Genomic DNA, 14,448 nt, shown 5'->3' with positions numbered 1-14,448 from the left:
CAGGCCCATCGCGCAGCGACGCGACGCAGGAGCGCCCTTGACGCGCCACCCCGGCCCACCGACACTCAAGCGCCCAGGGACGACCCGAAACCCCCGTAAACAACCAGTGGTTACCCCCGCCAAGCCCCACCCCTCCCCACCCCTCCCCACCCCCGCAGCCCCACCCCCGCAGCCCTCAGTCGAAGATCGGGCCCTGCGTGCGTGTGCGCTTGATCTCGTAGAAGCCGGGGATCGACGCCACCATCAGCGTGCCGTCCCACAGGCGCGCCGCTTCTTCGCCCTTCGGGGCCGGCGTGACCACCGGGCCGAAGAAGGCCACCTCGTCGCCGTTCGCGCCCGGGACCGAGATGACCGGCGTGCCCACCTCCTGACCGACCTTGTCTATGCCCACCTTGTGCGACGCGCGCACCTCGGCGTCGTACGTGTCCTTGTCGGCGTACTCGATCAGGTCGGCCGGAAGATCCACGTCCTCCAGCGCGCCCGCTATCGCCTCCAGGGTCGCGCCCTCACCCTTGTTGTGGAACCGCGTTCCGAGCGCCGTGTAGAGCTTGCCGACGACCTCGTCGCCGTGCAGCTGCTGGGCCGCCGTCACCACACGCACCGGCCGCCAGCCCTTGGGGCCGAGCAGCTCACGGTACTGCTCCGGCAGCTGGTCGAGCTTGTCCTCGTTCAGTACGGCGAGGCTCATGACGTGCCAGCGGACCTCCACGTCACGGACCTTCTGGACCTCCAGCATCCAGCGGGACGTCATCCACGCCCACGGGCACAGCGGGTCGAACCAGAAGTCCGCGGTCGTCTTGCCGTTCTCGGAGCTCTCCGACATGTCTCTCCTCCATCGCGCGGTCGCAACCTGACCGAGGCAACACCACAGGTCACCGGAGGCATTCCCGGCTCTCCCCCCTCAGTGCCGCGTGCGAGGATCAGGAAGTTCGAACGAGACACGAAGGAGTGCCCGTGCCCGGTGAGAATCTGTCCCGCGACGAGGCCCGTGAGCGGGCCGAGCTGCTGTCCGTCGACGGGTACGAAGTAGCCCTCGACCTGCGATCAGCGGTGGAGGACGTAGAGGACAGCGCGGATGGTGGGGCCGGCGGGGAAGGGCCCCGCACGTTCCGCTCCGTCACCACCCTTCGCTTCCGGTGCGCACAGCCCGGTGCCGGCACCTTCGTCGACCTGCTGGCGCCGTCGGTGACAGCCGTCACACTGAACGGCGAGTCGCTGGACCCCGCCGCCGTCTTCGACGGCAGGCGTGTCGCGCTCGCCGGGCTGCGCGACGAGAACGTCCTGGTGGTGGACGCCCAGTGCGCGTACAGCCGCACCGGCGAGGGCATGCACCGCTTCGTCGACCCCGAGGACGGCGAGGTCTACCTCTACACGCAGTACGAGCCGGCCGACGCGCGCCGCGTCTTCGCCAACTTCGAGCAGCCCGATCTGAAGGCACCCTTCCGGTTCGAGGTGACCGCTCCCGACGGGTGGACCGTGTGGAGCAACGGGGTCGGAGAGGTGACGGACGAAGGAGTCTGGCGCTTCGCCGGGACCAAGCCGATCTCCACCTACATCACCGCCTTCGTCGCCGGTCCGTACCACTACGAGAGCGATCTCTACCGGCGGACCCTCGGCGACGGCACGGAGCTCGAGATCCCGCTCGGCGCGATGTGCCGCAAGGGCCTCGCCCGGCACTTCGACGCGGACGACATCTTCACCGTCACGAAGCAGGGGCTCGACTTCTTCCACGACCACTTCGACTTCCCCTACCCCTTCGGAAAGTACGACCAGGCCTTCGTGCCGGAGTACAACATCGGCGCCATGGAGAACCCCGGCTGCGTGACCTTCCGCGAGGAGTACATCTTCCGCGGGAACGTGACTCGGGCGTCGTACGAGCGGCGGGCGAACGTCATCCTCCACGAGATGGCGCACATGTGGTTCGGGGACCTCGTCACCATGCAGTGGTGGGACGACCTGTGGCTGAAGGAGTCCTTCGCCGACTTCATGGGGTCGTACTCGATGGTCGAGGCCACCCGCTTCAGCAATGGGTGGATCACCTTCGCCAACAACCGGAAGGCATGGGCGTACCGGGCCGATCAGCTTCCCTCGACGCATCCGATCACGGCCGACATCCGTGACCTGGAGGACGCGAAGCTCAACTTCGACGGGATCACGTACGCCAAGGGTGCGTCTGTACTGAAGCAGCTCGTCGCGTACGTCGGCAAGGACGCCTTCATGGAGGGCGCCCGGCGCTACTTCAAGCGCCACGCGTACGGGAACACCCGGCTCGAGCACCTGCTGGCGGTGCTGGAGGAGACCTCGGGCCGGGACCTGGCGTCCTGGTCGCGGGCATGGCTCCAGACGGCCGGGGTCAACTCGCTCACGCCGCAGGTGACCTACGACGCGGCGGGGCGGATCACAGAGCTCGCGGTGTTCCAGGAGAGCGCCGCGTCCCATCCCGAGCTGCGGCCGCACCGGGTCGCCGTCGGGCTCTACCGGCGCGAGGAAGCCGGTGGCGCGCTGGTGCGGTACGCCCGGGCCGAGGTGGATGTCGCGGGGCCGCGTACGGTCGTGGCGGAACTCGCGGGCAGCGAGAAGCCGGATCTGGTGCTCGTCAACGACGACGACCTGACGTACTGCAAGATCCGCTTCGACGCGGAGTCGCTGGCCACTCTGCGTGCCCACCTCGGTGAGGTGAGTGACCCGCTGGCGCGGGCGCTGTGCTGGTCCGCGCTGTGGAACCTCACGCGCGACGCACTGATGCCGGCGCGGGACTTCGTGGACCTCGTGCTGAGGTTCGCGGGGCGCGAGACCGACATCGGGGTGCTCCAGATGCTCCACGCGTGGACGCGCTCCGCGCTGACGCACTACGCGGCGCCCGAGTGGCGCTCGCGGGGCGGTGAATCGCTCGCGGAGGGCGCTCTGCGCGAGTTGCGGCTCGCGGAGCCGGGCAGCGAGCACCAGCTGACGTGGGCACGGTTCTTCGCGGCGACGGCCTGCCGGGAGTCGGACTTCCAGCTGCTCCAGGGACTGCTGGAGGGTACGGCCAGGATCGACGGCTTGGAGGTGGACCAGGAACTGCGCTGGGCCTTCCTCGGCCCGCTCGCGTCGCACGGCGTCGCGGACGAGCAGGTGATCGACGCGGAGCTGGCGCGGGACGACACGGCGTCCGGGAAGCGGCACCAGGTACGGTGCCTCGCCTCGCGCCCTTCTGCTGCGGTCAAGGCGCAGGCCTGGGCAGCGGTCGTGGAGTCCGACTCGCTGTCGAACGCGCTGGTCGTGGCGACGATCGACGGATTCGCGCAGCCGGGGCAGCGGGAGCTGATCGCTCCGTACGCCGAGAAGTACTTCGCGGCGATCGAGCGGGTGTGGGCCGAGCGGTCCATCCAGATCGGCATGGACGTGGTGTCGGGGCTGTTCCCCGGGCTCCAGGACGACCAGGCCACGCTCGACGCGACGGACGCGTGGCTGAGCGGCCACGCGGACGCGGCTCCGGCGCTGCGGCGGCTCGTGCTGGAGGCGCGGGACGACTTGGCGCGGGCGCTGCGGGGGCAGGCGTGCGATCGGGCTGCGGCGGTGTGAGCGGTTGAGGGCAAGCCGCCCCCAGGCCCGCCGGACGCCCGCAGGACGTCTCCTCGAGCGCCGGACGGGCCGGCCGCAGGGCCGGCACCTCCAGCCCCCGGCCGGCACAGGCCCGGCCACGCCCGTGACTGACCCGGGGGCTGACACCCGACGCCCGTGGCCGGGCCCGGCAACAGACATCAACGCCCGTGGCCTGGAGTGTTCGCCCGTTCGGCGGGAGGGGTTTCGGCAATCGAACGGCCGTACTTTAGTGCGGGGTTGTCCTGGATTGTCGACGGGTGTGTAACAGCGGTTAGGGGACAGGGGGCAGGCGGGAAACCCCGGGACATGAACCACAACACCCCGGTCTCCCCCCGCCCCCTCAGCCACCTCACCGACGCCCAGCGGCGCGTGCTGTCCGCCGCACAGTTGCGTGCGCACGGTGTCTCCGCCGCCCAGGCCTCCGCGCAGTGCCGCCCGGGTGGCCCCTGGCAGCAGTTCCTGCCCGGCGTCTACGTCCTGCACCCCGGCCCGCCCACCGGTGAGGAGCGGCTGCACGCCGCCCTGCTGTACGCGGGGCGGCCCATCGCGTCCACCGGGGGCGTGCCGGTGCCGGCTCAGGGCAGGGCGGAGGACGAGGCGGCCTCGTACGGCGATGTCGTGATCACCGGGCTGGCCGCGCTCGCCCTGCACCGCTTCTCCTCCGCTCCCTCGCTGCTCTCCCTCGACCGGATCGACGTGCTGGTGCCGCGCACCAGGCGGCTCCGGTCCACCGGGTGCGCGCGGCTGGTCCGGGTGCACGCGATGCCTCAGGTCCGGCACATCGACGGCCTGCCCGTCGCCCCCGTGGCCCGCGCACTCGCCGACGCCGTGGCGCAGCTCAACGACGCCGATGCCGTACGCCGGCTGATGACCGAGGCCGTGCGCGGCTCGCACTGCGAACCGGCCGCCGTGGTCAAGGAGTTGACGCTCGCGCGGCTGCTGTCGCGACCGCATGTCGTCGACGCCGTCGACTCGCTGCTCGCCGAAGGGCGCGCCATTGCCGAGGACCGGCTGTACAGGATGGTCCGCGATCACGGACTGCCCGACCCGCTGTGGAACGTCGATCTGCGGCTGCCCGGCGGCCCCCACCTGGGCGGCGTCGACATCTTCTGGCCCGACCAGGCCGTGGCCGTGGAGCTGGACACGCGCGCGCCCCGGCAGGACGAGGACGCCCTGTGGTCGGAGTACGCCCGCAAGCGCGAGCACCTGGAGCGGCTGGGCATCACCGTCGTACACATCACGCCGAAGAAGCTGCGCGAATCGGTGGACCAGCAGGCGACCGTCGTACGGACGGCCCTGATGGCGTCCACCGACCGGGATCCGTCCGCCTATGTGGTGGTGCTCCCGCGCTGACGGTCGCGGCGCCGGCGCTCCTGGAGGCGTCGGCGACTCAGCGCTTCTTCACCAGGAGTTCCGTGTTCCGGGCGTCCGCCGGGCCCGCCAGGGTCTGCCGGGCGCCCGGCGCGTTGAGGGACAGCTCGCGGTAGAGCGCCGCCAGGCCCGTCTGGGACAGGTCGGTGTAGTCCGTGCGGTGCGGGGCGGCGGATTCGATCAGGGTCGTGAAGAGGGAGAGCGTGCCGTCGTGGTTGTCGGTCAGCTCGATGATCCGGGCGAGCTGGGGGAACTCGACGTGCGAGGCAGTGGAGATCTCCCAGAAGCTGCCGTGGGCGAGGATCTCGTTGCGGTGACTGTGTCCGTTGATCCAGGCGATGACGTTGCGGTTCTGCTTCAGGAGAGCGAGAAGCCTCTCGCCACCGCCGTCGTCGAACGTCCAGCTGTTGTGGTGGCTGAAAACGATGACGTGGTCGTCCCGGTGGGCGAGCAGCGTGCGCTTCAGCCAGTCCAGTTGGGTTCTGCCGATCGAGCCCGCGAAGTGGCCGCCCCGGTCGGTCGTGTCGAGGCTGATGCCGAGCACACCGTCGGAGATCCGGAAGGAGTAGAAGAGGTCGCCGGTGTCCGCGTTCTCACGCGTATAGCCGTGGCCTGCCGGGCCCGCGCCCGCGTACGCCGGGTCGAGGTGCGCCTCGACGTACTCGCGCGGGGTGAAGGGGGCCCGGGCCGGGTCGGGCGTGACGGAGCGCATGCGGCGGGTCTCGCGGCGCAGGAGGTCGGTGAAGTAGCTGCCGCGCGGGTCGTTGCCCTTCTTGAGTACGGCTTCGAGCGCCTTCGCGTCGTTCACCGGGAGAGACAGCAGTTTCCGGCCACCGACCGCGAAGTCGGCGAGGTAGCCGGACGCGTCGCCGTTGGCGAAGCAGCCGCTCGGCAGGTCGTCGTGGTTGCCGACGGTGGAGTACCAGGGGACGCGCAGGCCGGGACTGTTCACCGGGCGCAGCGCGGCGGCGAGGTAGCCCTCCAGGCGCGGGAAGCCGAGCTTCTTGTCGGCGTCGCGCAGTGCGGCGTCGGGGTGCCAGTACAGGGGCAGGCCGGAGTTCTGGACGCCTTCGTAGCGGGCGGGGTCCCCGGTGTTGGGGGTGATGCGGCCGCCGCTCATGGTGCGCAGGAACCAGCCGAGTTCGGCCTTGCAGTTGTTGTCCGTGTTGTCGCCGGTCGTCATCACGAAGCCGAAGTCCGCGCCGGTGACGGGGCCGCCGCGCAGCGCGTTGACACGCTCGACGAGCGCGATCGCGCCGTGCACGGTGAGCGCCTCCTGCGGGCGCCAGGCACCGGCCGCCTGGGCGCGCAGGTACTCCGTACGGACGGGGTGCTGTACGTCGGTGAGGTGGAGGTCGGTGAGCTGTACGAACGAGGCGAGGGCGGTACGCCGCTCCGCGCGTCCGGACCGGGCGGAGGCGAGCTGGGTCCGTACGACGCGCTTCCAGCCGGGGCCCGCACCGAGCCGCCGGTAGCCGGAGGCGGAGCGGCGCGGGGTGGCGACGGTGCGGAGGGTCGTTCCGGTCCAGGGCGGGGCGGGGAAGCGGGCCGGGGCGGCGGCCGGTGCTGTTCCCGGGGCGGAGTGGGCGGCGGGTGCGGCGGGTGCGCCGGCCGGCCCCGGAGCGGCGACGGTGCCGGCCTGGGCGCCGTGGTCCGGGCGGAGCGCGAGCCCGATGCCGGCCGAGATGCCGACCGCTCCGGTCGCGGCGAGGAAGGAACGGCGGTCGAGGGCGGCTTCGGCTGCGGAGCGTAGGCGTGACATGGCGCGGTCTCCCCGGGGTGCGGTCGCATCGGCCGGGCAGGGGGTGGACCGCAGGTGGGAGCCGGCGGAACCCCTTGCCCCACTGGATGGTTGACACCGGGGATGGCCTGCGCGTTAACGGCCCCGCAACGCCCAACGCCGATCACCGAACAGGGATCACTGCAGGGTCCCGGGGGGCGGGGTCAGGCACCTGGGTCTCCGCCCCGGACCCGGCTCCTCGAACGCCGGAGGGGCAGGGCAGGGCAGGGGCGGATCACCGTTTCACCTCCCCCGTGACGCCACCCGCCCCGCCGCCGGCTTCGTCCGCCAGAGCTCCATGCCCGTGTCGACGAGCTCGACGTGGTCGAGGCGGCACACCTCCTCCAGCGGGTGCCAGGCCGCCAGGTCCGTGGATCCCGTGGTCTCGTGGCGGAGCTCGCCGCCGGTGATCTCGCCCTCGTAGACCAGTCGCAGCCCCTGGAAGTCGGCGAACGCGCCGAGCCGGCGCGGGTAGCGGCGGGTGATCGAGTCGACGCCGAGCAGCCGGACCGGTTCGACGGCGTAACCCGTCTCCTCCTCCACCTCGCGGACGACCGTGTCGTACGGATCCTCGCCGTGGTCCATGCCCCCGCCCGGCAGCGTCCACCGCTTCGCCCCGTCGGGGGCCACCCAGCGGGCGAGGAGCACCCGCCCCTCCCGCACGCACACGGCGTAGGCCGCCACCCTGAGCTCTCGGTTCATTGGGTGAGGTTATGGGAGTACGCAGCAAGGGCGCCCGGAATCTGGCGATTCGGCCCCAGTGGCGCACACCGCGCAGTGGCGGATGTACGCCACGACCGTATTCCGCCTCCGGCAACTCTCCCCAAACAACCATCACTTAGGCAAGGCTGAGCGGTCATCCGGCACCGTATTCCGGACGACACTCCGGAAGGCTTCGGACCAACTCCTTCTTTCACATACACAGGGAAGCCCATGACCCTCGAATCATCCGGCTCCATACCCGGGGCCAGACCCGCGGCCCGCATAGCGCTCGCCGCCGGTCTGGTCGCCGCGCTGTGTGCGGCCGCACCGGTCCCCGCCCTGGCGGCAGGCGCCGACGACCCCCGGACCACGGCCCCCGCGCCCAAGTCCGCCGCCGCGAAGCTCGGTTCCGCCGACGCACAGCTGCTCGCGGAGGCCGAGGCCGACGGCACGAAGAACGTCACGCTGATGGTCGCGACCGCGCCCGGTGCGACCGAGCAGGTCGCGCGGCAGCTCGACTCCGTACAGGGCGGCCTGGTCGGCCGTACGGACGACAAGCTCGGATACGTACGGGCCACCCTGCCCACCGGCGAGGCGGACGCGGCCATCAAGGCCGCCGCGAAGCTCTCCTCCGTCCACGGCATCGACCTCAAGCAGGAGATCCTGCTGGACGACCCGACGCCCGCCGGTGACCGCGCCAAGGGTGCGGACACCGCCGCCGGGGGCACGTACTCCGGCCCCGGGAAGCGGACGCCCGCGAAGAACCCGTACAACCCGTCCCACGAGACGGGCGCCGTCGAGTTCGTGGAGGACCACCCGAAGGCCGACGGCCGCGGGGTCACCATCGGCATCCTCGACTCGGGCGTCGATGTCGGTCACCCGGCACTCCAGAAGACCACCACCGGCGAGCGCAAGATCGTCGACTGGGTGACGGCCACCGACCCGGTCGCGGACGGCGACGGCACCTGGCGCCGGATGACGGCCGCGGTGAACGGCCCGACCTTCACGATCGCGTCCCGTACGTGGTCCGCCCCGGCCGGCGAGTACAAGTTCAACCTCTTCCGCGAGGACGCCACCAAGGGTGGCGACATGGCGGGCGACCTGAACCGCGACGGTGACACCACCGACGTCTGGGGCGTCCTGTACGACGCCGCCTCCGGCACGCTCCGCGTCGACCTCGACGACGACGCCGACTTCGGCGACGAAGAGGCGATGAAGCCGTACAAGGACGGGCACCAGGTCCGGTACTTCGGCAAGGACGACCCGGCGACCGAGGTCGTCGAGCAGATCCCGTTCGTCGCCGAGATCCGCAAGGACGTCGTCTACAACGCGGCCGGCGCGAAGGCCGACTACGTCAACATCGGCGTCATCGAGGGCTCGCACGGCACCCACGTCGCCGGCATCACCGCCGCCAACAGCCTCTTCGGCGGCCGGATGAACGGCGCCGCCCCCGGCGCCAAGCTGGTCTCCTCGCGCGCCTGCACCTGGAGCGGCGGCTGCACCAACGTCGCGCTCACCGAGGGCATGATCGACCTCGTCACCAAGCGCGGTGTCGACATCGTCAACATGTCGATCGGCGGCCTGCCCGCGCTGAACGACGGCAACAACGCGCGCGCCGAGCTCTACACGCGTCTCATCGACACGTACGGCGTGCAGCTGGTCGTCTCGGCCGGCAACAGCGGCCCCGGTACCAACACCATCGGTGACCCGGCCCTGGCCGACAAGGTCATCTCGGTCGGCGCGTCCATCTCCAAGGACACCTGGGCCGCCAACTACGGCTCGGTCGTGGAGAAGCGGTACGCCATGATGCCGTTCTCCTCGCGCGGCCCGCGCGAGGACGGCGGCTTCGCGCCGACCATCTCCGCGCCCGGCTCCGCCATCAACACCACGCAGACCTGGTCGCCCGGCGGCCCGGTCGCCGAGGCGGGCTACAAGCTCCCGGCCGGCTACTCGATGCTCCAGGGCACCTCGATGGCCTCGCCGCAGGCGGCGGGCGCGAGCGCGCTGCTGCTCTCGGCCGCGAAGCAGAAGAAGATCGACCTGACGCCGGTCGAGCTGCGCACCGCGCTGACCAGCACCGCCGACCGCATCAGCGGCACTCAGGCCCACGAGCAGGGCTCCGGCCTGATCAACATCGTGGACGCCTGGGACTCGATCCGTGACGGCGCGACCTCGCACACCTACGGGGTCAAGGCCCCGGTCGACACGGCGATCGACTACGCGCTCAAGACGCCGGGCTTCGGCACCGGCCTCTACGACCGCGAGGGCGGCCTCAAGGCCGGGCAGAAGAAGACGTACGACGTGACCATCACGCGTACGAGCGGCCCGGACCGCACCATCGAGCACGAGCTGGACTGGAAGTACAACGACGGCACGTTCCGTCTGCCGGGCGACGGCGACGTCGACCTGCCGTTGAACAAGCCGGTCACCGTCAAGGTGCAGGCCAAGCCCGGCTCCGCCGGTGTGCACAGCGCCGCCCTCGAGGTGGACGACGAGGACACCGAAGGCGTCGACAAGCAGATTCTCGCGACCGTGGTCGTGTCCAAGGACCTGGTGAAGCCGTCTTACACCGTCTCGGAGTCCGGCTCGGTGCAGCGCAACAGCACCAAGTCGTACTTCATCAACGTCCCCGAGGGCGCGAAGTCCCTCGAGGTCGCGCTCGGCGGTCTCGCGAAGGACAGCCAGACCCGCTTCATCGGGATCCACCCGTACGGTGTGCCGGTCGACTCCACCTCGTCGATCGTCTGCTACCCGAATTACACCAACCCGGCCAACACCTGCCGCCCGGACCTGCGTTCGTACCCGGACCCGCAGGCCGGTGTCTGGGAGGTCGAGGTCGAGTCGCGCCGTACGTCGCCGGTGCTCGACAACCCGTACAAGCTGGACGTGACGGTGCTCGGCGCCGCCTTCGACCCGGCTGTGCAGACCATCCCCGAGGCCAAGGTCGGCACGCCGGCCCCGGTCGAGTGGAAGGTGACCAACGGCTTCGCCGCGCTGGACGGCAAGCTCAAGGCCGGCTCGCTCGGCTCGTCGAAGGACGCCCGTCCCTCGATCAAGAAGGGCGAGACCCAGACCACCACGGTCACCGTCGGTGAGGGCGTCGAGCGTCTCGACGTCGCCATCGGCGGAGTGTCGGACACCGCCGCCGACCTCGACCTGACGGTCAAGAAGGACGGCGTCGAGGTCGGCCAGGCCGCGGACGGCGACTCGGAGGAGGCGGTCAGCCTCGTCAAGCCCGCCGCCGGCACTTACACCATCGAGGTCGTGGGTTACGCGGTCGGCGACGCCGGCACCGAGTACAACTACCGCGATGTGTACTTCGCCCCTTCGCTCGGCCAGGTCAAGGTCGACGACGCGCAGGTCGTGAAGCTGGCCAACGGTGCTTCGGCGCAGGTCAAGGCCGAGGTGCTGGTGGCCGGTGCGGCTCCCGAGGGACGCAAGTTCTTCGGTGAGGTGCAGCTGGTGAACGCACGCGGCACGGTCGCGGGCTCCGGCAGCGCGCAGATCGAGAAGGTCACGCCGTAACAAGGGCAGTAACACCGTTCGTGGAACGGTGAGTTACGGAGGAGGGGCGGGCGTCTGCACAGGCGCCCGCCCTTCCGCTTTCGCCCCTCGGAGTCCGCCCCGCAATAGCCCGCAATAAATCGAACTGCGCATCGACTTCACATCATCTTCACTGTCACCATGGTCCCCATGACGCACATCACCAAGGGGGCCAACACCCCTGTGCCCAGCGACCTTCTCCGCGTGGCCGTGTGCCGCCAGAACGTCGCCGGGGCCCCGGCCGTGGACGCATCTGCCCTCCTGCTGGACGCGAACGGCAAGGTACGTGGCGACGCCGACCTGGTCTTCTACAACCAGCCGCACCACCCGTCGGGCACCGTGCGGCACCTGGGCACCAACGAGGGCAACGGGCAGCTCGCCGAGTGGCTGGAGATCGACCTGCCGCGCGTCGAGCCGGAGGTGCAGCGGATGCTGATAGCCGGTTCCTGCGACGGCGGTGTCTTCGGCTCCGTACCCGGCCTGTACGTCCAGGTCCTGACCGGCGGCGGTGCCCCGGTCACCCTCTACGCCGTGAACGACGCCACGACCGAGACCGCCTTCGTCATCGGCGAGTTCTACCGGCGCGACGGCGGCTGGAAGTTCCGTGCGGTCGGGCAGGGTTACGCGTCCGGGCTCGCCGGGCTCGCGACCGACTTCGGCATCGCGGTCGACGGGGGCGAGGCGCCGCAGCCCCAGCCCCAGCCCCAGCCCCAGCCCCAGGATGCGGTGCCGACGCAGGCACCGGCGCCGATGGCCATGCCCGCACCCGTCGTCCAGGACGCCGTACCCGCCCCCGTCCAGGACCGCGTGTCCCACGCCTTCGGCCCCGACTTCCCCGCGTTCGTACGCCGGGGACACGGCAACGACGTCGTCACCGTCGACGCCACCGTCCCGCCCGGGCCGGTGATCGTCGAGGCCTGGCACGAGGAGGACGGCTACTTCTGCGTCGAGACGCTCGACCACCGCAACAAGGACGACGAGCTGCTGTTCAACACCACGATCACCACCTTCCGCGGCCGGGCGCTCCTCCAGAACCGCGGCGACCGCCCGCTGCGGCTGAAGATCGAGGCGGACAACAACTGGACGCTGATGATCCAGCCGCTCTCGGTCGCCCGCGACATGACCACCGGGCTGCGCGGCTTCGGTCCCGAGGTGGTCGTGTACACCGGGCCGGTGGCCGACCTCGACGTGGAGTTCGCCGGGGACGAGGACGAGGGCGGCTACTTCGGCGTGTGCAGCGCCCCGAGCGCCGAGAAGTTCAAGGACCGCAGCGATCTCCTCGTCAACGAGACCGGCCCGCTGCGGCAGACCGTCCCCCTCACCAGCGGCCCGCTGGTGATCACCGTCGAGGCGGACGGCCCCTGGTCGCTCACCCCGCGCGCGCTGCCCGTCTTCGACGCGGCCGTCGCCCGCGTCACCGGTGTCCACCAGGGTCGAGGCGCGACCACGGTCACCCTCGCCAACCCGAACCCGGGCCGCCCCGCCGTACTCGAGTACTCCATCACGAGCGAGGGGCTGATCTCCGGCTACCAGGTCATGATCGTCGACGAGTACGAGGACGAGGAACGCTTCCTGCACGGCGACGAGAACGGCGCGCAGGGCCGCACCCTCCTCTTCCGGAAGGGGGAGCCCGAGATGCGGCTGCGGCTGGACTACGCCGTCGACTGGTCTCTGCGGCTCCTCCCCGCCGACCAGGCCCCGGCGCTCACCGGCCCGGCCCAGGGCACCGGCAGCACCGTTTTCCGCTACGACGGGCCGCCCGTGCTGCTCGGTCTCCGCCGCACGACGTCCGACAGCGACCCGCTCGGCACCCGTACGGTCCAGGCCAACGGCAGGAAGGCCACGTGCGCCGAAACCTACGGCAGGCGCCGGCCGGTCGTCGGTCCGGTCTGGGTGACGGAGGCGGGCCACTGCTACGTCCTGGTCGTCGCGGCCGCCGCCACCGGCTGGAGCATCGAGCCGGTGGCGGCGGCGAGCGCTCCGGCCTTCGGCGCGGCCGCCCCGGGGGATGCCTGGCGGAAGGTCTCGGGCAAGGGATACACCGTCGTACGCAACGCCGGGCCCGAAGCCGAGATGCTGCTCACACACGAGCCCCAGGGCCTCCTGGACCTGCCCGCCGTGTGGGCCCTCGACGAGCACCTCGAGCCCGTGCGGCGGATCACCACCTCACCCGGCCTGCACACGTTCCCCAGCGGCTTCCTGCAGATCAGGACCGGTGGTGCGTGGAGCCTGGAGATCCGGTGACCGCCGTGTGACGGCCGTGACAACCGTCACGCGGTCCAGGGGCCGGACAATGGATTGGACAAGGCGGCCCAGGACATACGCATTATGGACAGCACCAGGTCAAGCCCCCAGCAGCACGCTCGTACGCACGAAGGAGTCCTCGTGAGGGTCGGAATCGTCGGAGCCACCGGTCAGGTCGGCACAGTCATGCGCAGCATTCTGGCCGAGCGCAAGTTCCCGGCCGACGAGCTGCGCCTCTTCGCCTCCGCCCGTTCCGCGGGCTCCACGATCGAGTGGCAGGGCAAGGACATCACCGTCGAGGACGCGTCGACGGCGGACTACTCCGGCCTCGACATCGTGCTGTTCTCCGCCGGTGGCGCGACCTCGAAGGCGCTGGCCGAGAAGGTCGCCTCGCAGGGCGCCGTCGTGATCGACAACTCCTCCGCCTGGCGCCGCGACCCCGAGGTTCCGCTGGTCGTCTCCGAGGTCAACCCGCACGCGGTGGCGTCCCGCCCCAAGGGCATCATCGCCAACCCGAACTGCACCACGATGGCCGCGATGCCGGTCCTCAAGCCGCTGCACCTCGAGGCCGGGCTGACCGCGCTGGTCGCCACCACCTACCAGGCCGTGTCCGGCTCCGGTGTGGCCGGTGTCGCCGAGCTGCACGGCCAGACGTGCAAGGTCGCCGAGCACGCCGACCAGCTCACCTTCGACGGCGAGGCCGTCGAGTTCCCCGAGCCGGGCGTCTACAAGCGTCCCATCGCCTTCAACGTGCTGCCGCTGGCCGGCTCGATCGTCGACGACGGCTCCTTCGAGACCGACGAGGAGCAGAAGCTCCGTAACGAGTCCCGCAAGATCCTGGAGATCCCCGAGCTCAAGGTCTCCGGCACCTGCGTGCGCGTCCCGGTCTTCTCCGGCCACTCGCTCCAGGTCAACGTCCGCTTCGAGCGCCCGCTGAGCGTGGCGCGCGCGACCGAGCTGCTGGCCGGCGCCCCGGGTGTCGCCCTGTCCGAGATCCCGACACCGCTCCAGGCCGCCGGCAAGGACGTGTCGTACGTGGGCCGCATCCGCCGCGACGAGACCGCCGACAACGGCCTGGCGCTGTTCCTCTCCGGCGACAACCTCCGCAAGGGAGCGGCGCTCAACGCCGTGCAGATCGCGGAACTGGTCGCGGCCGAGCTCAAGGCCTGACCCTTTCGGTACGTTCGCCACGACCGGCGGGGCGGGGCTCTTCGGAGCCCCGC

General features: G+C 70.9%; 8 protein-coding genes. 5 read left to right on the top strand and 3 right to left on the bottom strand.

Annotated elements, in window-relative coordinates; translation table 11 throughout:
* Positions 1–175: 175 nt before the first annotated feature.
* Complete coding sequence (locus tag ACWIHY_RS37140; RefSeq protein ID WP_454380969.1) at positions 176–823, bottom strand: mycothiol-dependent nitroreductase Rv2466c family protein; 648 nt, start codon at positions 821–823, stop codon at positions 176–178.
* Between the two features lie 131 nt (positions 824–954).
* On the opposite strand from ACWIHY_RS37140, the gene pepN reads away from it, so the two are divergent.
* Both pepN and ACWIHY_RS37130 read left to right on the top strand, forming a co-directional pair.
* A complete protein-coding gene (gene pepN / locus ACWIHY_RS37135) occupies positions 955–3,564 on the top strand; it encodes an aminopeptidase N (protein ID WP_454380967.1) in 2,610 nt (869 codons plus the stop codon).
* A 327-nt stretch (positions 3,565–3,891) separates the two neighbouring features.
* Positions 3,892–4,938, top strand: a complete 1,047-nt coding sequence (locus ACWIHY_RS37130; protein ID WP_454380965.1) for a hypothetical protein — start codon at positions 3,892–3,894, stop codon at positions 4,936–4,938.
* 37 nt (positions 4,939–4,975) lie between these two features.
* On the opposite strand, the gene ACWIHY_RS37125 is transcribed toward ACWIHY_RS37130, so the two are convergent.
* Positions 4,976–6,718, bottom strand: coding sequence for a TIGR03767 family metallophosphoesterase (locus ACWIHY_RS37125; protein WP_454380964.1), 1,743 nt, complete (start codon positions 6,716–6,718; stop codon positions 4,976–4,978).
* 261 nt (positions 6,719–6,979) lie between these two features.
* The gene (locus tag ACWIHY_RS37120; protein ID WP_454380962.1) at positions 6,980–7,438 is read right to left on the bottom strand and encodes an NUDIX hydrolase; all 459 of its coding nucleotides are present in this window, start codon (positions 7,436–7,438) and stop codon (positions 6,980–6,982) included.
* A gap of 231 nt (positions 7,439–7,669) precedes the next feature.
* On the opposite strand from ACWIHY_RS37120, the gene ACWIHY_RS37115 reads away from it, so the two are divergent.
* The 3 genes from ACWIHY_RS37115 to ACWIHY_RS37105 all read left to right on the top strand — a co-directional run bounded on the left by ACWIHY_RS37115 (position 7,670) and on the right by ACWIHY_RS37105 (position 14,395).
* The gene (locus ACWIHY_RS37115; RefSeq protein ID WP_454380961.1) at positions 7,670–10,963 is read left to right on the top strand and encodes a S8 family serine peptidase; all 3,294 of its coding nucleotides are present in this window, start codon (positions 7,670–7,672) and stop codon (positions 10,961–10,963) included.
* 168 nt (positions 10,964–11,131) lie between these two features.
* Positions 11,132–13,225, top strand: coding sequence for a TerD family protein (locus ACWIHY_RS37110; protein ID WP_454380960.1), 2,094 nt, complete (start codon positions 11,132–11,134; stop codon positions 13,223–13,225).
* 141 nt (positions 13,226–13,366) lie between these two features.
* Positions 13,367–14,395, top strand: a complete 1,029-nt coding sequence (locus ACWIHY_RS37105; RefSeq protein ID WP_454380958.1) for an aspartate-semialdehyde dehydrogenase — start codon at positions 13,367–13,369, stop codon at positions 14,393–14,395.
* Positions 14,396–14,448 lie beyond the last annotated feature (53 nt).

It is taken from the genome of Streptomyces sp. NPDC055287, assembly GCF_053646035.1.
Note: the sequence above shows the minus strand (reverse complement) of the source record. Positions and strands in the feature narration are given on the sequence as shown.

What these genes read in the sequence shown, in the direction of transcription:
- ACWIHY_RS37140 (WP_454380969.1), bottom strand. Translation starts at nt 823, where the DNA reads ATGTCGGAGAGCTCCGAGAACGGCAAGACGACCGCGGACTTCTGGTTC.
- ACWIHY_RS37130 (WP_454380965.1), top strand. Translation starts at nt 3,892, where the DNA reads ATGAACCACAACACCCCGGTCTCCCCCCGCCCCCTCAGCCACCTCACC.
- ACWIHY_RS37125 (WP_454380964.1), bottom strand. Translation starts at nt 6,718, where the DNA reads ATGTCACGCCTACGCTCCGCAGCCGAAGCCGCCCTCGACCGCCGTTCC.
- ACWIHY_RS37120 (WP_454380962.1), bottom strand. Translation starts at nt 7,438, where the DNA reads ATGAACCGAGAGCTCAGGGTGGCGGCCTACGCCGTGTGCGTGCGGGAG.
- ACWIHY_RS37115 (WP_454380961.1), top strand. Translation starts at nt 7,670, where the DNA reads ATGACCCTCGAATCATCCGGCTCCATACCCGGGGCCAGACCCGCGGCC.
- ACWIHY_RS37110 (WP_454380960.1), top strand. Translation starts at nt 11,132, where the DNA reads ATGACGCACATCACCAAGGGGGCCAACACCCCTGTGCCCAGCGACCTT.